The sequence below is a fragment of the Vibrio sp. Vb0598 genome, from assembly GCF_033338935.1.
GTDB classification, from domain to species: domain Bacteria; phylum Pseudomonadota; class Gammaproteobacteria; order Enterobacterales; family Vibrionaceae; genus Vibrio; species Vibrio alginolyticus.
Map to the genome: position 1 here is coordinate 188657 of NZ_JAWOTP010000002.1, position 19508 is coordinate 208164.

The 19508-nt window shown below is 42.6% G+C and carries 15 protein-coding genes and 1 pseudogene; 8 read left to right on the forward strand and 8 right to left on the reverse strand.

Translation table 11 applies throughout. From position 1 onward, the window contains the following. Nucleotides 1-128: 128 nt before the first annotated feature. From trpB to R7Q38_RS03375, 4 genes and pseudogenes are all read right to left on the reverse strand, one after another. Entirely contained in the window at nt 129-1352 is a 1224-nt protein-coding gene (gene trpB / locus R7Q38_RS03360) for a tryptophan synthase subunit beta (RefSeq protein WP_213964130.1), read from the reverse strand. Nucleotides 1353-1752: 400 nt separating this feature from the next. Then, nucleotides 1753-2059, reverse strand: a pseudogene (locus R7Q38_RS03365) (S1 RNA-binding domain-containing protein); the annotation flags it as partial. 364 nt (nt 2060-2423) lie between these two features. Next, a complete protein-coding gene (locus R7Q38_RS03370) occupies nt 2424-2636 on the reverse strand; it encodes a cold-shock protein (protein ID WP_005375644.1) in 213 nt (70 codons plus the stop codon). A gap of 306 nt (nt 2637-2942) precedes the next feature. Then, nucleotides 2943-3191 carry a hypothetical protein gene (locus R7Q38_RS03375; protein ID WP_005375646.1) on the reverse strand — a complete coding sequence of 83 codons (249 nt, stop codon included), beginning with the start codon at nt 3189-3191 and terminating at the stop codon, nt 2943-2945. Nucleotides 3192-3480: 289 nt separating this feature from the next. Here R7Q38_RS03375 and pcp point away from each other — a divergent pair, with 289 nt between their 5' ends. The 4 genes from pcp to R7Q38_RS03395 all read left to right on the forward strand — a co-directional run bounded on the left by pcp (nt 3481) and on the right by R7Q38_RS03395 (nt 7093). Continuing rightward, nucleotides 3481-4119 carry a pyroglutamyl-peptidase I gene (pcp, locus tag R7Q38_RS03380; protein WP_025998708.1) on the forward strand — a complete coding sequence of 213 codons (639 nt, stop codon included), beginning with the start codon at nt 3481-3483 and terminating at the stop codon, nt 4117-4119. Nucleotides 4120-4316: 197 nt separating this feature from the next. Further along, nucleotides 4317-4580, forward strand: coding sequence for a hypothetical protein (locus tag R7Q38_RS03385; RefSeq protein ID WP_239938548.1), 264 nt, complete (start codon nt 4317-4319; stop codon nt 4578-4580). A gap of 63 nt (nt 4581-4643) precedes the next feature. After that, complete coding sequence (locus R7Q38_RS03390) at nt 4644-5630, forward strand: CobW family GTP-binding protein (RefSeq protein WP_239938547.1); 987 nt, start codon at nt 4644-4646, stop codon at nt 5628-5630. 170 nt (nt 5631-5800) lie between these two features. Continuing rightward, a complete protein-coding gene (locus R7Q38_RS03395) occupies nt 5801-7093 on the forward strand; it encodes a DEAD/DEAH box helicase (protein WP_005375652.1) in 1293 nt (430 codons plus the stop codon). Nucleotides 7094-7157: 64 nt separating this feature from the next. Here R7Q38_RS03395 and R7Q38_RS03400 read toward each other — a convergent pair whose 3' ends face one another. The 3 genes from R7Q38_RS03400 to R7Q38_RS03410 all read right to left on the reverse strand — a co-directional run bounded on the left by R7Q38_RS03400 (nt 7158) and on the right by R7Q38_RS03410 (nt 12072). Next, nucleotides 7158-10184, reverse strand: a complete 3027-nt coding sequence (locus R7Q38_RS03400; RefSeq protein WP_239938546.1) for a DUF6701 domain-containing protein — start codon at nt 10182-10184, stop codon at nt 7158-7160. 307 nt (nt 10185-10491) lie between these two features. Next, a complete protein-coding gene (locus R7Q38_RS03405; protein WP_213960757.1) occupies nt 10492-11331 on the reverse strand; it encodes an arginase family protein in 840 nt (279 codons plus the stop codon). Nucleotides 11332-11337: 6 nt separating this feature from the next. Further along, entirely contained in the window at nt 11338-12072 is a 735-nt protein-coding gene (locus R7Q38_RS03410; protein ID WP_005386192.1) for an IclR family transcriptional regulator, read from the reverse strand. Between the two features lie 348 nt (nt 12073-12420). On the opposite strand from R7Q38_RS03410, the gene R7Q38_RS03415 reads away from it, so the two are divergent. Then, nucleotides 12421-13893, forward strand: coding sequence for an EAL domain-containing protein (locus tag R7Q38_RS03415; RefSeq protein WP_054574374.1), 1473 nt, complete (start codon nt 12421-12423; stop codon nt 13891-13893). Here R7Q38_RS03415 and modF read toward each other — a convergent pair. Next, nucleotides 13881-15335: a molybdate ABC transporter ATP-binding protein ModF gene (gene modF, locus R7Q38_RS03420; protein ID WP_005386196.1), complete on the reverse strand. Its 1455-nt coding sequence runs from the start codon at nt 15333-15335 to the stop codon at nt 13881-13883. The two genes, R7Q38_RS03415 and modF, sit on opposite strands and share 13 nt — an antisense overlap. Before the next feature lie 285 nt (nt 15336-15620). On the opposite strand from modF, the gene R7Q38_RS03425 reads away from it, so the two are divergent. From R7Q38_RS03425 to R7Q38_RS03435, 3 genes are all read left to right on the forward strand, one after another. Beyond that, nucleotides 15621-17171: a PAS domain-containing methyl-accepting chemotaxis protein gene (locus tag R7Q38_RS03425; protein ID WP_213916936.1), complete on the forward strand. Its 1551-nt coding sequence runs from the start codon at nt 15621-15623 to the stop codon at nt 17169-17171. A 484-nt stretch (nt 17172-17655) separates the two neighbouring features. Continuing rightward, nucleotides 17656-17910: a helix-turn-helix domain-containing protein gene (locus R7Q38_RS03430; RefSeq protein ID WP_078580609.1), complete on the forward strand. Its 255-nt coding sequence runs from the start codon at nt 17656-17658 to the stop codon at nt 17908-17910. Nucleotides 17911-18203: 293 nt separating this feature from the next. Continuing rightward, entirely contained in the window at nt 18204-19331 is a 1128-nt protein-coding gene (locus tag R7Q38_RS03435) for a C39 family peptidase (RefSeq protein ID WP_222771826.1), read from the forward strand. Nucleotides 19332-19508: the final 177 nt, after the last annotated feature.

A 19508-nucleotide genomic window follows, 5' to 3' on the forward strand; every position in this document is an offset into this window, starting at 1 on the left:
AATTATGCTCTAAAGGTATAGTGAGAGCAGTGAGTAAAGGGGCTTGCTTCTTAAAATAGTAGACAAAAACAAAAAGCTACCTAGTACCAGGTAGCTTTTTGCATGTAGGGTTAGGCTACGGAGTTAGGCTATATGAGTGATTCAATGCCGTATTTTGCGCCGTAGTGTTCAACGACAAAATCAATGTCTTTGTCACCACGGCCTGATAAGTTGATCAAAATCGAGCCGGTTTCTCCTTGCTGCGCGAGTTTAATTGCGTAAGCGACAGCGTGTGAGGATTCAATAGCAGGGATTATTCCCTCTTCACGAGACAGCTCAAAGAAGGCATCAATCGCTTCGTCATCACTGATTGAGCCGTAATTGACACGGCCAATGTCTTTTAAGTAACTATGCTGAGGCCCAACCGATGGGTAATCCAAGCCACTTGCTACAGAGTACACTTCCTGAGGTTCGCCTTGCGCATCTTTAAGCATGTAAGACTTAAATCCGTGCATGATACCTGGCTCACCGAGTGCGAGTGTTGCAGCATGCTCGCCAACTTTTTGCAAAGAGCGGCCCGCAGGTTCAACGCCGTGAATGGCGACTTGTTCATCCTCTAAGAAAGCAGTAAATAGCCCCATCGCGTTAGAACCACCTCCAACGCATGCGACGAGATTATTGGGTAACTTGCCGGTCATTTCTTTGAATTGAACTCGTGCTTCGTTACCGATAATTGATTGGAAATCTCTCACCATTTTAGGGAATGGGTGAGGGCCAACGACAGAGCCTATCGCATAAAGTTGTGTATCAGGATCTTTCAGATAAGCTTCGAATGCAGAATCTACCGCTTCTTTGAGGGTTTTGCGCCCATGAGTGGCAGGAATGACATTAGCACCAAGGATTCTCATGCGGACGACATTCGGATGTTCTTTGGCGATATCAACTTCACCCATGTAAATATCGCATTTCAAGCCAACCAATGCCGCGGCTGTAGCAAGCGCAACACCGTGTTGCCCTGCGCCAGTTTCAGCAATCAGTTTCTTCTTACCCATCTTTTTAGCGAGAATGGCTTCCCCTAAGCAGTGGTTAATTTTATGTGCGCCTGTATGGTTTAAGTCTTCGCGCTTTAGGTAGATGTCTGCTCCGTATTTTTTAGACAAGTTTTCCGCATGGAAGATTGGGCTAGGTCGTCCAACAAAGTGCTTATACAAGCGAGCGAGTTCCGCTTTAAATTCAGGATCTTTGCTGCATTCCTCATAAGCTGCGTTGATGTCATGCATGATTTGTTCAAGCTCAGGTGGAACAAAGCTACCACCGTATTCACCAAAGTATCCTTCTTCGTTGGGCATAGTGAGATCAAACGAGTTTTTCATTATTTACATCCTAGTTAACGAAAGTATTGATACTTTTATACCCAAAATTTAGAAGTGGTTGTGTGATCAGTTGCTTAAATCAGAGTTCGCGATCTAGTGCACTAGTTAAAAAGTACAGCTTGTGTGGGGGATAATAGTTGTGATGTAGAATCAGGTGGTTTGAATAGGTGCAAAAAAGCCTCGAGAGATCCTAGGCTGTCATAAGAACCTCTCGAGGCAAACAGAATGCTGGAAATACACTCTGCGATGGTGTCTGGAAACAAAAATTAGATTCGTTTCCTTTGTCAGATATTAGGGTTTTAGAATGAGTCGATGTCAGCGAAATGTCACAAGTTAATTGCGGTATTAAAAGCTTATTTTTTATTTTTGATTAATGGATTAGAAAGTAACCTAAAACAGGCTAACCTACCGCGTGTTCCGCGTCTTTTAAGTTGGACATGATCTTTCTTTGTCTCGAATCGGCGTCTTTAACCAACACGTGCACTTTGGTCCCTAAAGTAAACGTGGCGCTCTGGCTGGAAATTTTTTGTTTGACTGCATCAAATTCGAACTCACCATTTTGGAAACTTGATAAAGGAATGAGACCTTCGGTTCGGTTCCTCTAACTCAACAAATACCCCGAAGTGTGTGACTCCACACGCTGTCCCTATGAAGTGTTGTCCGATAAATGGCTTCATGTAATGACATTTCAGTGCTGACTCAACCTCTCAGCTAGGGATTATGTGCTCGTAGTTATTAGAATTTATTGATTGAGCAGATATATTTAATTTTATTTTTTCTCTTATATTCGCCAATCGCTTTTATTTTATAAACTTTATTTTTATGAGCAAAGCATGAGGCGAAGTGATTCAGATATGAATGAGATTAATTTAATTCCAAACTGGAATTGCAAGGTAGGTTGTGTGATTACCTAAAGATGTATACCAAAGTGACTTTATTGAAAGTGATTAATGATGGTGTGGGAGAGGTAAGGTAAGTGATTTGGCTATATAAACTTAGATAGAGAATAGTAAGGGCAGTAACAAGTGGAAGGGGGTTGTGGCACCAACAACATTGATGCCACACAAAGAATTACAGTGCAGTTACTTCAGCTGCTTGTAAACCTTTGTTACCTTGTTCAACAACGAACGATACTTTTTGGCCTTCAGTAAGAGTTTTGAAGCCTTCAGAAACAATAGAACGGAAGTGAACGAATACGTCATCACCGCCATTGTCTTGAGAAATAAAACCAAAACCTTTAGTTTCGTTGAACCATTTTACTGAACCAGTTAATTTATTAGACATAGATACCTCTATATTTGATTGTTTTAAATATTGAATTTTTAGCTAATATCAAGTGCTACTATATGATTTTAGAGATAACTATTTTGTCGCAGGAACGTAAACGAGGAATTCGATGTGGAACTGAGAGAAACTTTGATCTTTAATTACATTAATAGCTCTTTCCGTAAGAGCTGATGTGCAGTATACCGACAAAATTAATAAAGGCTAGCCTTTTCTTTTTTATTTTTTGAGTACACCAAGCGCATTGCTTTCAAAGCATACGCTTGGTGTATAAGACGGCGTGATGTTATAGGTGGCGTCGAGCGCTTAGTGTTTTCTGGTTGGGCCGTTACGAACGATGTCTTTACCATTGTCATATACGTGCTGCGAAACCCAGCGGCCAAGGAGCAATTGGTGCTTTTCTCCTAATACGGCAACAAATGGACGGCCATCGGTATTAGAGGTGGCTAGCGCAACGCCAGTGACACCTTCAAGGCCTAGAGCTCCGCTTTCTACTAAATGCAGAAATGCCTCCAACTCTTCAATCGTTTCGATTACATGGTTATCAATATTCATTGTATTCAATCTCTTCGAATTGCATTGCGGTCGCGTACTCTACCTAAGTTAAGCGTGGAAACCAAGCTTCTACGTGCGTCATGTAATGAGAGAACCTTGCCCTGCCACTAATCATCAATAAGTTAGTCTCGATAGTCCGGAACTTGCCTAGATTCAATGGGGCAGAAAACACTCTCTGGTTAGACATGAGTCACATAATGTTGTCTGGTTTATCTCATCAATACTTTTGCTATTGGATGGGGTGAAGGGGAGTGCAATAATTTGTAAAACTCTTTTCCTAAAGGCTGTTATGAAGAAAGTCCTGATTACCGGTTTTGAACCTTTTGGTGGTGACGCCATTAACCCCGCCTTAGAAGCGGTCAAGCAATTAGAGGCTGCGGCCATAAAAGGTGGTGTGATAGTTACTTGCCCAGTCCCCGTAGTTCGATATGACTCGGTGAAAGTCGTTATTGAAGCAATAGAAGCGCACCAGCCAGACTGTGTAATTACTGTAGGGCAAGCGGCCGGGCGTAGCGCGATAACCCCAGAACGTGTCGCAATTAATGTCGATGATTTTCGTATTCCAGATAACGTTGGTTATCAACCGATTGATGAACCCGTGGTGGCTGATGGTCCTGATGCTTACTTCTCGACACTGCCGATAAAGCGTATTGTTCAAACTCTGCAAAAGCAGGGGATACCTAGCCAGATTTCCAACAGTGCCGGAACATTTGTATGTAACCACCTTTTTTATGGGATCCAACATTATCTAAAAGACAAACCTATTCGTCATGGGTTTGTTCATATCCCATTATTGCCAGAACAAGCAGTAGATGGCAGTCAGCCTTCCATGTCTCTGGAGATGATAGTCGAAGGGCTAAGGCTGGTGGCGCAAGTTTGTATTGCCAATGAAAACGACATATTGGTCAGCGGCGGGTCGATTTGCTAGTAAGTGCTTTACAGTCCACTAAGTGTCTGAAAGCTAGTAATAAGTTCATCGTTTGATGTTGTAATAAATGTTAGCTTTGTCAAATTTCACAAGTAGCGAAAGGAGTAGCATTGAATAGTCAGGTTGGATGTTGTTCAAACTGGCACTCCCCTAATACAGGAGGTATTAGGGGCTACCCTTACGAAAGGCGAGTTATCATGAAAAGCAACAAAAGTCAGTCTATCGCATTTATCTCTGTCGTTGTTTTCGCATTGGCTATCGCTGCGCTTAAATTCGAAAACACACTCGGAGTTCTTCCCATTGTAGTCGCTATTATCGCGTTTTTTGCCTGCGTCATTTACACCAGTATGTATCTTTCTGATATGAAGCGTTCAGAGTTGATAAGTCACTCTGATCATTCTCAAAAAATGTATACCCACGCATCACGCAATGAGCTTGATGAGCGCGATAAAAAGCGTTGAAGCGAGTCACATTCTCCGTATACTTTGCTGGAGCATTAATGCACTAACGTGTCGGAGATAAGCATGTCAAATCGAGTACCAACCAACATACTGACCGGATTTTTGGGTGTCGGTAAAACGACCACGATTTTAAATCTACTGAAGAACAAACCGGAAAACGAAAACTGGGCGGTTTTGGTCAATGAATTTGGTGAGATTGGCATCGACGGTGCATTGATGACCGACCAAGGTGCGCTGATTAAAGAAGTGCCGGGTGGCTGTATGTGTTGTACGGCGGGCGTGCCAATGTCGGTCGGTATTACGGCGTTACTGCGCCAAAAACCGGACCGTTTATTGATTGAGCCGACAGGCCTTGGTCATCCAAAACAGGTTATCGCGACGCTTACCTCAGAACAGTATGAACCTTACGTTGATCTAAAAGCGACGATCGCTCTGGTTGATCCGCGTAACTTAAGTGATGAAAAATACCTTTCTAACCAAAATTTCGTGGACCAGTTAGACAGCGCAGATGTGGTTATAGGCAGTAAGGTTGACCTTTGTACCAGTCACGACATTGATGTGTTTAATGACTGGGTGACGGACCAATCTCCCTCAAAAGTATTCAGTAAGCTTATTCATGATGGTGAGTTACCGATAGAAGTCTTGGATATCGAACGGGTTTACGGCAGCGCTTCTTCCCATATCGAGTCACATCATCATGACCATGCTCACCTAGAGCCTCAATTCCAGTTGCCGCCAGGTGAAGCCTTTGTGCGTAAAGAGAACAAAGGGCAAGGGTATTTTAGTTGCGGGTGGTTGTTTGGGGCAGAGTATAAGTTTGATTTTGAAAAGCTTTTCTCTATGCTTTCGGACTTGACCGCAGAGCGTGTTAAAGCGGTGGTCAATACGGATCAAGGTTGTTACGCGTTTAATGTTGCCAACCGAGTCGTGTCGGTGAATGAAATCAGCTTAGAAGGGTTTGAATCACGATTAGAAGTGATAGATTCTCAGCTGTTGCCATGGGATGAACTTGAGCGAATTCTCCTTCAGTTGTCTGGCATCAAGCGTTAAATCGAACAAATGTTAAACGGAAACGGTGAGCCAGCAATCTGCCTGTGTTCGCCGTTTTTGCTTTTGTAGCGTTTCAATGAGAAAAGTGAGATAAATCACTCAAATTCGGGTATAGTGCACGGCTAAATTTTTAAAGCTATTTTTAGTGGTTTGTTTAAGGAATACGCTCAATGTCATTTTCATCTCAAGGTTTTGCGCCAGAAGTGGTTAAAGCACTGGCAGAATGCGGTTATGAAAAGTTAACGCCAATTCAACAGAAGGCGATTCCAATGGCTCGCAAAGGCCATGATATTTTCGCTACAGCACAAACAGGTACTGGTAAAACGGCTGCGTTTTCTCTGCCTATGATTCAGCAGCTGCTAGACAGTAACCGTAGCGCTTCTCGTAAGACTGCTCGCGCACTTATCTTGGCTCCAACTCGTGAGCTTGCTGAACAAATTGCTGACAACATCAAAGCTTACACGAAGTACACGAACCTGTCGGTGGCTGCGATTTTCGGTGGCCGTAAAATGTCTTCTCAAGTAACGGCATTAGAAAACGGTGTAGATATCCTAGTGGCTACACCTGGTCGATTGGAAGAGCACATTGAACAAGGTAATGTCTCGGTCGCACACTTAGAGTTTTTAGTGTTTGATGAAGCAGACCGTATCTTGGATATGGGCTTTATTCATGCAGTTCGTAAGATCATGCTGGATGTGGATACAGACCCACAAATCATGATGTTTTCGGCAACGACTTCGAGCCAACTAAATCTGTTAGCAAAAGATATCCTGCGTAAGCCTAAGCGTATTGAAGTTGAGCGAGCGAATACGACAGCACAGACAGTTGCTCACGTGTTATATCCAGTTGATCAAGAGCGAAAAACGGAACTGCTTTCGGAGCTGATTGGTCGTAAGAACTGGAAACAAGTGTTGGTATTTGTGAACTACAAAGAGACCGCAAACGAAGTGGTAAAAGAGCTGAAACTTGATGGTATCAAAGCGGTGGTTTGTCATGGTGACCGTGCTCAAAGCGCTCGTCGTCGTGCGCTAGAAGAGTTTAAGTCCGGTAAAGCACGTGTCATGGTGGCTACCGATGTCGCTGCTCGAGGTCTAGATATTGAAGATTTACCTCACGTTGTGAACTATGACATGCCTTTCCTAGCGGAAGATTACGTTCACCGAATTGGTCGTACAGGCCGTGCAGGTAAACAAGGTCATGCCGTTTCATTTGTAAATCGAGATGAAGAACTCACGGTTGTTCAGGTTGAAAATCTAATCCAGCAGCGAATTCGCCGTATTGAGCTTGCTGGCTATGAACCAAAACAGCGTGAATCTTACATTGAAAAGCTGCACTCAAAACCAGCATTCAAGAATCGTCAAGGTCGTCGTAATAATCCGAACCAGTCGGCAACAGACCAAGGGTCGGCAGAGCGTCGTCTTGCTATGGTGAAGCGCCTGAAAGCGCGTCGTGGCGCAAAGTAAATTACACAGTCTGTGTGAAAAGAGCCCCTCAATTGAGGGGCTTTTTTTGTTTTGTCGTTTCGCGTTAATTTAGGCCAAGCATATTTGGCTCACCACGATAAATAATGCGATCGTTTCCTCGGTGAATACCAAACGTAACTGTAACAGGTGGATTTTCCTCTTCACTTGTCGTGTTATCCCAATCGTATTTCAGCCAAGGGATGCGATTACCTGAGCCGTCTAAATCCAGGTGGAATTGTATTTGCTCGCGTGCTGAGTCAATTTGGCTTGCAACGATATCGGTCATTCTGCCAATACTCATCGTTCCAACGCCAGAAAGCAGGGCGTTGTTTGCTGGCGCATGAGACCAAATTGGCGTGCTGAAGTAATATTCACCACTCGCCGTTGTTGAGCTGTCATCGAAGTTAGTCGTAAATCGACCGTTTTGCCAAGTTTCTACAGCAAGTGGCACTTTGATCACCATGCCTTGGTTGCCACCTACATCTTGAAAGTTCAAACGACCGAATCGAATGTCCGGTTGTTGAGTGAGCATTTCGCTGTTATCAAAGAAATTTACCTCATCAACGGCTTTAGTCGTGACTATACCTATTTTGCTGCTGTCACTGTTAGTCCCTTTATTAAATGGGCCATCAGGATATTGCTTATCTGTCGTGTTCTTTTTCCAGCATGGGCTATTGTTACAAGTCGCATTGGTCGAGGGCTTCTCTATAACAAACGTTCCAACACTCGCGCTACCCAGTAGTTTCCAGTCTACCTTCTTAGGCTTAGGCGGCAAAAACCGATCGGAGTATGAGCTTAGCTCGCCTAAATCGAAATGTTGTTGAAGGTTAGACGAAAAGTGGACGTAATTCTTCACGTTTTCCTTATTCGCATTGAGTGCGACAATATCGTAAGTGACTTTCTCAAAAGGTTGATTCATGTAAGCAAAAGTTTGGCCATGTGGGTAGTGCCATTCTTGGTCTTGCACTTGAAAATATTTTGGGTAAAAACGACCAACGTAACGATAGCCTTCGTTCACAGTCATACCTAGATATTTACTTTCTAGGTTTGCTTTTACTCTCAAGCTCCCGACTTCTTCCCAATATAATCCATTAAAGACGAATTGATCATTCTTGGCTGAATTATGCGCCTGAGCTAGCGAGTCACTACTTTTTAGCAATTTTGAGGTTTGGTTCGCTGTCTCTGATGGCGTATGTTGCTCACTCGACAAGACAACGGATGCTGCTGGAGCGTCATCAAGCGTAAAATTACGGGTGATAGAAGCATCACAATAGCGTGCTGATTCAACAGACCCACTCACAGAGCCGTCAGGTTGCCAAATGATTGGTTTCACCGTTAGAGAGAAAAGTTCTCCGGCAGCAAGAAACCCTTCTCCTTGTTCAGAGGTGCCAGAAGGCAAAGCACGTTGGTCGTCACAAATAGCGAGTGTCCATGGTCGCGAGTGCACATTAAATGTCCCTTTCACTTCCACTTTGCCTTCTTCTGGACACTCTTCAAATCCCTCACATTCAAAATGATCGGACAATGTCACTTCAAATATGCCGGACTCGTTCGTGATAAGACCATGTTCAGACAAGCCGTCTTTAAATTCCGCTGAATAGCTAAAGTTTCCTTCACTTCCTCCTAATGGTTGAACCAATGGATGAAAAACCTTAGGCGTACCATTGTAGTTGCTTGCCACTACAGGTTCGCCGGTGGAGGCACAAGCAAGCAATCGCGTATGCACGTTTTCTGGTTTACCTGCAATAACGCGTATTTCATTTAAAGTTGCGCTTTTCGTCTTTGAGTAGGCCTCAAACATAAATGGCGTAAACATAAAGCGAACAGTTTGATGCTTGCTCGTGTCTTTCGCCATAGTGAAAGTTAGTGTGTAGTTGGTATCTAACGAGATCGTATCAATATTATTCGGAACCACTCGAACAACAAGTTCACCATTCTCGTCAGATATAAATTGGTTGGCTCCTAATGTCTGCTGACCTTTAACCACCTCTAAAGTGAACAAGTCAGGGTGTGATAGGACAGCACTGACTTCTGCGCTTACAACTTCTCCATTATTGGTTGTTGTTGCTGTAAATTGCGGAAGATCGTCGCCGCACATCAGTGCCATGTCGTCCGATGGTGTGACGCTGAGGTTTAAGTCGTTCTCCGATGGAGGCTGCATGCTGCAATTCGGAACATCTTGAGGGGTGATTGGACAGACTTGGGAAGAGTAGTGACAATCAGCCTCGCCCAATCCACAGTATTGCGTGTATTTGTTGTCTTGTGCTTTCGTTTGTGCACTTCCTGGCGTTTGTTGGATTTCACCACAAACTTGACTAGGCTGATTTGGAGCGTTGTTGAAGTTCAATGTTTGGAAGTATTTAATTGCTGCGGTGGAACTATAGAATGAGCCACTTAATGTAGCTGACGATCCTACAGATTCAGCCGTACCATAGATCGACATATCTTTTATAATCAGAGATTTGTGCGCAGAAACATCACCGACGACAAAATGGTCTTGTAAAGGATGGTTTGTTTTTAGGTGTAGTGTTTCGCCTTGTGATTCGACCTTACCACAGATGTTTGTATTAAATATATTGGTCGTGCTGTGAGTCAAAATGTCACCAATAATGGTGTTGTACTCACCATTAATATGAAGGGCCTCACCTGTTAGCTCTATATCCCCATCGATGAGTACGTTATGCAGCTTTGTTGGATAAGCCGATAGAAGATCACCATAGATAACAGTGTGCTTGTTTTGGTAATCGTCGAGGTTTGATGCTTTCTCATTGTTAACCGTTAATCCGGTAGCGAGGGCGTGTAGAGAGATACGTTTATTGGGTTCACCAATTGTATTATTCCCCTCTAACACAATTCCATAATCTGCTTTTAATGTTATCTCTTTTTCCGGTAATGAGGAGACAATTTTATCACCAGCGGGTAGGACTAGTTTCCCTGTACAGCGATAAGTCGTGCCATCGCTTTCGATACTAAAACTCTTGTGTGAGCAAAGTTGACCTAACTCAGATAGATCTTTTACGTCATAAGTGGTGGCGTGTGAGGTTAGCGGTAAAAAAAGAACCGCAGTGAAAATACTGCAAAGACGCATCATCAAATGTCCTAATGAGTGGAACAAGATGGCATCAAGCGAGCGTGAGCAAATGCTCACTGAAATTGGAATAGCTGCGGTACTTTTTTGTTCTGAAGCCGCTTAGTTATTGAACTTTGGTTATTTTTTATTTCGTATGTCATACCAAAGTTTAGCGGCCTTATTACAACGTAAGTGTCAGGTTAGTTCAAGAGGCAAGTGTGATGTGTGTCGATTTATATGTGTAACTATTTGTTAGTTAAGGATAATAAGTAAGCATGTTGGTTCAGAATCAGGAAGGACGCGATCCTGATTCTGAACGTTTACAACGCTAGGCAGCGTGAACGATGAGTGGAGCCATCTGATATAACTCTTCTAGTATGGCTTTCGTTTGTCTCGAATACACCAGACAATCTCGATCTCCAACGAGCTGAATTGCTCTCACTTTACCTGCAACCAAACATTGCCTAATCGTGCGTAGAACCATTTGGATATCAATTTCTGACGCGCCATCAAGGCTGTTTTTGGTTTTTAGAGAACCAAGGTCGATACTAATGATTATTTGGTCGCAGTGGTCTAGGTAATTGCCGATCTGTTGCTTAACATTATTGCGATGACGAAAAGAAAACTCTTTATCGGTTACCCAGTCACAACCTTGATCCTCCGCGTATTCCCACGTTTCTTGCTTTGTATCTTGTTCGCTAACACCAGCAAAAAATAATCGCACGTTTTGATAGCGAGAAAGAGCAAAATGGAATGCCGAGCCTAAACGTGGTTCAAGTGTTGGTTTCAAGTTCATGTCATGTCCAATATTTACCACACCCACTTCGTCTCGATAGGACACGACCACAGGTAACATGGACAAGATTGCCTCGGTACAGTTAGTTACTAAAACAGGAATTGAGTGGCGAGAAAGCGAAAGGCTTAACGCTTCTTGAAACTCGCCATTCTCCAGTTTGTCGTGGTTGAAGTGCCCATAGTTTTCAGCGGTTTCATGATCATGTTGTTGGTAAAGCCAATCACTAGCATTTTCCAAATTTTGGTCAGCTAATTCAAACGCACCCTTCGACATAGGAGGTAAATACTCGCACACTGTCATAAAAGAAAAAGGGTAATGTTGCGGCTGTTTCACTGTGTGATGGAGTTTATAGCGTTTGAAAAAGCTTAACATGATGAATTACCTTTCTGGTGGTAGTGCCCTTGCCGCTTGCAGTACATGTAAAATAATGCGCTGCTTATCCTTTTCGACTCGGTGGGCCGGAGCCATCACCGAGACTGCGCCAATCAGTTTGCTTCCTTTCATTACCGGTGCGCTAATACCTGAAACACCAGGGTCAATCTCAGAAGTACTGACGGCATATCCGTGTTTACGGATGGTTGTGAGCTCTTTTTCCCACTCGTCGCGTCGGTGATCTTGATTAAAGTATCTCAAGATTTTCTCGCATCGACTTTGAGGCATAAAAGCGAGCATCACTTTAGATGAGGCACCGCGCAGCAGAGGTTGACTTTGACCCTGGACGAAGCTGCAACGCAGCGCCTGCATACTTTCTTTCTGTCTGACACAAAGCGCACGATAACCCGCTGGTACCATATAAGCGGCCATTTCCCCGGTTTGTTGTACCAACCTAGCCAGTATGGTTTCGACCATGTCGAGTCCATGTTGCGCGGTCTCATAGCTGTGCATGAGTAATAATGCCGCCGGACCAACGACAAATGTCTTGTCGTGAACGCTTTCTTCGATCAAGTTCCATTCTTTAAGCAGTTTTAAGTGTCGGTAAAGGCTGCTTAAAGGAACGTTCAATTGCTCGCTTAGCGTTTTCGCAGAAACTGGGAACGGACTAACTGCAACTTGCATTAACAACTGCAGTGATTTTTCGTTTACCTGGTTAGCATTAGCTTTGTTTGTCGTCATGAGAGTGTTGTAACGTGTTGTAGGAGTTACGACAAATATAATTCTTAATCACTGAGAAAAGAAAAATAATTTTAATGGGTAATTCTTACATGATGAGAAACAGACAGGTAAAGACTTTCGCAAGTACCGATAGACATAACATGGTGTCGAATTAAAGTCTCAGGTTTGAGGCGCTTGATACTAAATTGGAACAGGAGTGAATAAGACATTGTTTAGTTTGCGGTATTACTCAGCGTTTCGCATACTGAGTTAATCCAAACAAATAATGTTAAAAAACGTGAGTTGCTAGCGGGTATCGGAATCGAGGTACCATCTCAGTAAATCGGTTTTATAAAAGGTTACTTTTATATGCTGAATAAGGCGATTTTTAAAAAAGCCATCATTTTTCTTCTGCCTATTCCCTTGGTTATTGGAGAGGTTTTGTATTTAGCTCGTGAAAGCGTGCAAAACAATCTCAATCATTTATTAGAAAAAAATGTGCAAATTGCAGATGAAATTTTATTCCAAATAGAGACAGAAAACCGCACGGCGCTGCTACACCCTGAACGATGTGAAGAGCTCCAGCAAAGCTTAATGTTTGAACGAGATATTGAAGAAATGCTCATTGTGAAAGAGGGAGTCATTACTTGTTCTTCGAAATTGGGAAGTATCTCTAAACCGTTAGCTGAGCACATCACCTTTCCTAAGGGACAAACGCTAGCGTTTGGTAGTGTTGATAGCTTGTACGATCAGTTCTTGCTTGTGGTAACGGAGGGAGAGCGGGGTTATCAAGCCGTAACGATTATCGATCATGACTACTTTAATGCGACAATAGGGTTTAACAACGATTTACGCCTAAAACGCTCTGCGCTGTTTATCCATGATCAAGTTTCACCTGAAGGAGCATTAAGAGCGGGAAGTAATCCTATCGGTATCAAATCGTCGCAAATGTTTGAGTATGAAGCTTTGAGCGAAGCCAGCGATCTTTTCGTCAAACAGAGAACACTTTCCTATTTTTTGTACTCAATTCCAATTATTTTCGTTATCTACCTTTGCTTGTATGCGTTGAATAAGTTTATTGATCCCCATCGCAATTTGATACTGGATCTTAAAAGAGCGATAAAAAGAGGAGAGTTGACCCTGTATTACCAACCGCAAGTTAACGTTGATACCGGTCAGTTATTCGGGTTTGAAGCGCTAGTGCGATGGGAGCATCAAAGTAAGGGGTTCATTTCTCCGGATGAGTTTGTCCCTGCGGCAGAGCAAAGTGGATTGGTTTTTTTACTTACTGATTTCGTTCTGGATAAAGCGGCAGAGGACTTCAGTAAATTAGGCTTTGATCAGCCTGTCCACCTTGGTATTAACGTGCCGCCTGGTTATTTAGTCGGACCAAACGCGATCAGAAAAATTCAATTGCTCGACAGACAGTTGAGCCGAAACAAAGTCTCATTAGGGGTAGAGATAACGGAGCGTCAGCTCATTGATTCAGAGGCGAGAAAATGCATTGCAGCGCTGCGAGTGCATGGTATTGATGTGCTGATCGATGATTTTGGAACTGGCCAAACCTCGTTAGCATTTCTACAGCACATGCGCATAGATTACTTAAAAATCGATAAGTGCTTTGTCGAAACCATTGGTATTCCTAGCCTTAGTGCTTCTGTCTTAAAAGCGATGGTTCACTTCGCGGAAGAATTACAAGTACAATTGATCGCTGAAGGCGTGGAAACCATAGCGCAAGCTGAACACTTAAAGCAGATGGGAGTGAGATATCATCAGGGATACCTGTACTCCAAACCATTACCTTATGAGCAGCTTGCGCAGCGAAGTCATTATGATTGGTAGACGTTAGCTCTATAACACTGAGCATTTTCATCAAACACAAACTCTAACTCATTTTTGATGCTATCTAAGCGGTCTTCTTGGTAGTGAGACACATACAATAGTTGGCTTAAATTCTCTCTAGCGATGAGTTCAAGTGTGTTCTTAACTAACCGTCTACCCAAAAAATCTAACCCTTGATACGGCTCGTCCAAAATCAATAATGTGGGTTGTTTCACGATGGCTCTTGCAATCAGTAATAGTCGCTGCTGACCGTACTCTAATTGCTTGAATGAGGTTTTTTTGTACTGGCTCATATGTAAGATATCGAGCCACTCGTTTGCAATATTCATCTCTTTGCGAGTTGGCTGGTTATACAACCCAATCGAATCGTAAAATCCTGACAAAATGACTTCTAATGCGCTGCAATTGACTCGATATTGGAGGTGTAGCGCTGAAGACACCATGCCGATATGTTGCTTAATTTCCCAGATTGTCTCGCCAGTACCACGCGTTTTACCAAAAATATCAATGTCATTGCTGTAGCATTGCGGATGATCGCCAAAGATCAATCCAAGTAAGGTACTCTTTCCACAACCATTTGGGCCTTTGACCTGCCAATGTTGGCCCTTGTCTATGCGCCAGTTCAAGTCAGTAAAAATCTTCTTATCGGTGTATTCGACAGCCCCATTCTTTAGTTCAAATATTGGGTTGTTGAATGGCGTCGAGTGCTGATGCTGACGTATCAAGCTCATCATTTCTTCACTCTGTTGCTTTGACTGAGATTTAATTTGTCCAATGATTGGATGATTATCCCAACTGGACTTATCCATTGTACTATCAAGCTTTCCTGCACTGAAAAGCGCGATGCTATTGATCCACTCAGGCATGTCAGATTCGCGAGAGAAGGTTATGAGTAGTTGCACATTTTGAGAAAGCGAGTGTAAATAGCGAGCGAGAGCAGCTCGGTGCGCAATATCTAAGCCAGTAAATGGATTATCTAGTAATACTAAGTCAGGTTGTGTGGCTAAAGCTCGGGCGAGCATTACTCTTCTGGTTTCTCCGGTAGAGAGAACACGGAAGCCACTATCTTTAAGATGACTTAGGTCGAGATCATTAATTAGCTGTTCAGTTAAGTTGGTGTCTTGGCTCTGCTCTAGGATTAATGAATAAACAGTGCTCCCTTGGTCGATACGATCAAGAAAATCCGTATCATCTTTTTCTAATTCTCTTTCCAGTAATCGCTGTTGCTCTGATAACGACACTTGCGCAACGGACAGCCCATTTAGCTCAATTTCCCCACTATCTGGTGACATTTCATCACAAATAAGGTCTCCAAGCAGAGAGCCAATATCTCCATCCGCGCTGAATATCCCCCAAGACTGCTGAGTGTTAATTTTCCAATCGTCAATAAACAAGTGTGTCGTGTTTCTCTTAGCTGCAAGCTGACGAAAGTGAATAGTCATTGCGTTTGCCTTCCTTGTTTTCGTTTTAGTGGATTACTTATAACAATTTACGAACTCAGTACGGAAGCGCTTTTGTGTATTAATTTTGAACAGTGCTCAGTCTTGTGCATATTAACGAAGCCTTGTATTAGAGGATAAAAATGCGACTAGAGTCATTAAGTAACAAGTAAACTTGTCAATAATTTTGTTTTATTTTTGAATCAACCTATCATTATGCATGTATATGTTATGCTGATAAATTCATATTTGCCGTTTGTTAATTAATCAATGTAAGGACACATGTTTATGAGTGAAACGGAATACGATTACCCCTCGAGTTACAGCCTAGTTTCCATTACCGATACCTCCAGTTACATCAAATATGCCAGTGAAAACTTTAATGAAGTCGCGGGGTTTGATGAAGGGGAGCTTATCGGTAAACCCCACAATGTTGTGCGTCATCCTGATATGCCAAAACAGGCTTTTAAAGATTTATGGACTCACCTGAAAACTGGCAAACACTGGATGGGAATGGTCAAAAATCGACGTAAAAACGGCGGCTATTATTGGGTTGACGCGTTTGCTTCTCCTATAAAATCTAATGGTGAAGTTGTGGAATACCAATCAGTGAGATTTAAACCTGAGCGTATACACATCCAGCGAGCGGAAAAAGCGTATTCGAAGCTTCGAAATAATCGTAAGCCGTGGAAAATGTATCTTCCTCGTACACGTTTGTGGATGAGATCGGCCTTCTTCCTTTTAATTTCAAACCTTATTGGCTTACTCATTCTACAAATGAATCAATCACCAGTGATAGCGTTTGGCGTTGTTGCGTTACTTTCCGTTTTCTCTATTTATGTATTAACCAGACCAGTTGAGAAGCTCGCTAAACAGGCTAGGCAAGACTTCAACAATCCACTCATGGAATATATTTATTGCGGAAGAATCAACGATCTGGCTGAGATTGAGCTGGGTATGAAGATGCGTAAGCAATTTGCCAATGCGCTACTGGGGCGCGTTGGCGTGTCTGTAAAAGACTCTTGCGAAGAAACGCGCGCAAGTGCTAACAGTGCTGCGACAAATAGCCAGCAAGTGACGGAGAACTTAAGCGCACAGAAAGTGGAGATTGACTCGGTCGCAACAGCGGTCAACGAGATGCAAGCCTCTTCATCTGAGATATCAAATAATGCTCAAGCGACCGCCGAGGCTACGTTAGAAGCGCAAAATACGATGATAGACAGCCGTAGCGTTATCGATAATGTTAACCAATCGGTTTTAGAGTTGGTTGATGAGCTCGGCGAAATATCTAAAGTGGTCATACGTTTGAACCAACAAACCGAGCAAATTGGAACCGTTGTTGAAGTCATCAACGGTATTGCCGAACAAACTAATTTATTAGCGTTGAACGCTGCAATTGAAGCCGCGAGGGCAGGCGAACAAGGCAGAGGGTTTGCCGTTGTAGCAGATGAAGTGAGAACCTTAGCTAAAAGAACTCAGGAATCGACAACAGAGATTAAATCGGCCATTGAAGGAATTCAAAATGGGAGCAAATCAGCGGTTTCTGCGTTAGAGAAAGGTAACGAAATGTCGACCGGAACGGTAACATTGTTAGGTACTGCTTTGGATAGCATTCAACAACTGGAATCCCTTGTTCAAGACGTTGTCGAACGAAACCAACAAATTGCGGTCGCGATAGAAGAGCAGGTTTATGTAACGGATGAAATAAATGAAAACATCCAGTCGCTTAATTTAAAGTACAGTGAATCGTATGAACTGATGACTGAAACGAATCATATGAACACCAAAGTGCAAAATTGCACCAATGACCTGTCTGAAATGATTAAAAAGTTTGCTTAAACTTTAGAAAATCGAAGTTAAAAGCCCGCTAAACATTAGCGGGCTTTTAACTGGAATATAGTGAAGTGCTGGATTCGTTTACGAGCGAGGATTTCTAAATCTCGTCTTTGTAAGAGCTAAAACGACGAAAGCTCGCAATAAATGCGAGCTCTCTAAATAAGTGGCGGAGAGATAGGGATTTGAACCCCATCTCTTTGAAAACCTATATATATCAAGCTCTTGAATTTTCTAGCTTTCTACGTTCATCAATCAAATGTCACGTTGACGAATGTTAATCACGATCAGTATACGAAAACAATCGAACTTAGCAAGAGCATCAAGCATATAAGCCAAAATATTTTCTAACATCCTTACCCTGTCAACTAAACCTCTTAATCCTAGCTATGACTGATTACCCCTGTACGCGGGTAAAATTAACCTTAACCCCTTGAGGGGTTAAGATGCTAATATCCTCTGCAGGGGTTAATTTACATTGGAGGCAGATATGCTCATAACAAGTCCGAAGCAACTGGGAATATACTTGCGTGATGTTCGCAGGAATCAAAGGCGCAACCAAACCAAAGTCGGCGATATTGTTGGTCTAAAACAGACCACGGTATCAAAACTTGAACGTGCTCCTGCCTCGTCGAGTATCGAAAGTCTGATGCGTCTGCTGTCATCACTAGATCTTGAGCTACATATTCAAGACAAAGCTGTAAGCCGTGAACAGGCAAAGCTTCGTGACCCTGATGATTGGTAAAATCCTATAAAACAAAGCCAACTCTATAGCCAAGTTGTTCTCTCACAATCGTCATTGAGTTAGCAAATAATAGTGGCGCGGTCTGCTTATTTCTGCCCCATTTCCTTGTTAAAGTTGTTTTCGCCTATTACTTAATTGGTGTCATTTCTGTGAGCTTGTTTAAATAAAGTTACAGGTCGGTGAACTACGCTTGTTTGTGCATTAAGTTGATATGAACTTAGCTGAGCTTTGATTCTATTTATCAATAAAAGTCAGAGAGTTGTAGTTAGCCTTGAAAAATGAGGATTTATAACATGCCAAGTGACAAAGAAATTCTAGCAAATCTTAGGGAGTATCTAACAGCACCAGAAGCTGGTAAGGACTTCACGCTACCAGACCTTCCTGATGAATTTGAGTTAGAGGATGTACCATATTATATAGCAGACAAAAAACACTGGTCAGGAGCAGCGTGTGCACAAATGATCCTTGCTTATCATGGTAGAGCCATTCCTGAACAAGCCGAAATCGCTTCAGAAATGGGGATTGAAGATTGGCAGTATATGAATCATGAAAGCCTTGAGGAAGATATGGTTCGCTATGTAACAAAAAAAAATCTAATCCCTTCTATTTACTTTCCAGCCTTACGACTAAGTGCTCTATTTCCTGATGATGCTGAAAAAATGGGCGATTTTATGTACAGAAACATGGAGGAAATAATGCCTCAAGATTGGGAGTTTTTTAAGGCGACTCTTGTACAGGATAAAGCACCAGTATTTATTAGAATTCACTTTACAACTGAGTATTACCCAATGTCTGAGGAAATGGCACAAATCCTTGATAATGTTGGACATGGGGTTCTTATTGTAGGTTACAACAAAGAAGGTTTTATTATCCATGACCCATGGAATAAAGATAAATGGGGGGGGACAAAAGGTGGTGCTAGGACTTTGTTGCAGTATGATGAAATGCTAGGCCCTGGCCATGCGGTGAACTCCACTTACGACTTTATGGCTTCTTTTAGTCCATTAAAAGTTCAGTTTAGAATGCCATACCAAATTCCGTTTCCAAATAAGGATATTGAGATTGGAGCTTACATAAAAGCTCCTGGTATCCACGGGATACATGGTGAATGTTTCACTCTAACTGGTGTAGAGGGGTTTATTCGAGCACAAAGAAACTTGGAGTTACGAACCGTAGATTCATCTATGAAAAGCGCATTTTTAACTCCTGGTATGCGGGAAGAGTTAAGATGGTCTTTGAATACTGGTTCAGTAATAGGCTCAGTGCCACTTTCTGCCAAGGTTCAGGCCACCGTACATATACCAAGACGTCCATGGGAACGGAATAATAGAAAGGATGAATCGGTTACAGTTCATTCGACGGCAAGTACAAGAATAGATGTCAAAAACCCCGATTGGTTTCATCTCTACGGAAGACTTTAGTCGATAGACATAGAAGATTGCCTTATCTATCTTCTATGTCTTTGGCATTGTAAGTAGAAACTCTTTGTAACTCACTTTTTTCCAATAGTGAGTAATGACACTAGGTTACTGTATTCTGGCTAATTTCATTACCCGCACAGCTGCCAGAAGCTAGTAATCGTCACACCTGTGCTCAAA

Bases quoted from the DNA above. Each gene is read 5' to 3' on its own strand.
- trpB (WP_213964130.1), bottom strand. From the start codon at position 1,352: ATGAAAAACTCGTTTGATCTCACTATGCCCAACGAAGAAGGATACTTT.
- R7Q38_RS03370 (WP_005375644.1), bottom strand. From the start codon at position 2,636: ATGTCTAATAAATTAACTGGTTCAGTAAAATGGTTCAACGAAACTAAA.
- R7Q38_RS03375 (WP_005375646.1), bottom strand. From the start codon at position 3,191: ATGAATATTGATAACCATGTAATCGAAACGATTGAAGAGTTGGAGGCA.
- pcp (WP_025998708.1), top strand. From the start codon at position 3,481: ATGAAGAAAGTCCTGATTACCGGTTTTGAACCTTTTGGTGGTGACGCC.
- R7Q38_RS03385 (WP_239938548.1), top strand. From the start codon at position 4,317: ATGAAAAGCAACAAAAGTCAGTCTATCGCATTTATCTCTGTCGTTGTT.
- R7Q38_RS03390 (WP_239938547.1), top strand. From the start codon at position 4,644: ATGTCAAATCGAGTACCAACCAACATACTGACCGGATTTTTGGGTGTC.
- R7Q38_RS03395 (WP_005375652.1), top strand. From the start codon at position 5,801: ATGTCATTTTCATCTCAAGGTTTTGCGCCAGAAGTGGTTAAAGCACTG.
- R7Q38_RS03400 (WP_239938546.1), bottom strand. From the start codon at position 10,184: ATGATGCGTCTTTGCAGTATTTTCACTGCGGTTCTTTTTTTACCGCTA.
- R7Q38_RS03405 (WP_213960757.1), bottom strand. From the start codon at position 11,331: ATGTTAAGCTTTTTCAAACGCTATAAACTCCATCACACAGTGAAACAG.
- R7Q38_RS03410 (WP_005386192.1), bottom strand. From the start codon at position 12,072: ATGACGACAAACAAAGCTAATGCTAACCAGGTAAACGAAAAATCACTG.
- R7Q38_RS03415 (WP_054574374.1), top strand. From the start codon at position 12,421: ATGCTGAATAAGGCGATTTTTAAAAAAGCCATCATTTTTCTTCTGCCT.
- modF (WP_005386196.1), bottom strand. From the start codon at position 15,335: ATGACTATTCACTTTCGTCAGCTTGCAGCTAAGAGAAACACGACACAC.
- R7Q38_RS03425 (WP_213916936.1), top strand. From the start codon at position 15,621: ATGAGTGAAACGGAATACGATTACCCCTCGAGTTACAGCCTAGTTTCC.
- R7Q38_RS03430 (WP_078580609.1), top strand. From the start codon at position 17,656: ATGCTCATAACAAGTCCGAAGCAACTGGGAATATACTTGCGTGATGTT.
- R7Q38_RS03435 (WP_222771826.1), top strand. From the start codon at position 18,204: ATGCCAAGTGACAAAGAAATTCTAGCAAATCTTAGGGAGTATCTAACA.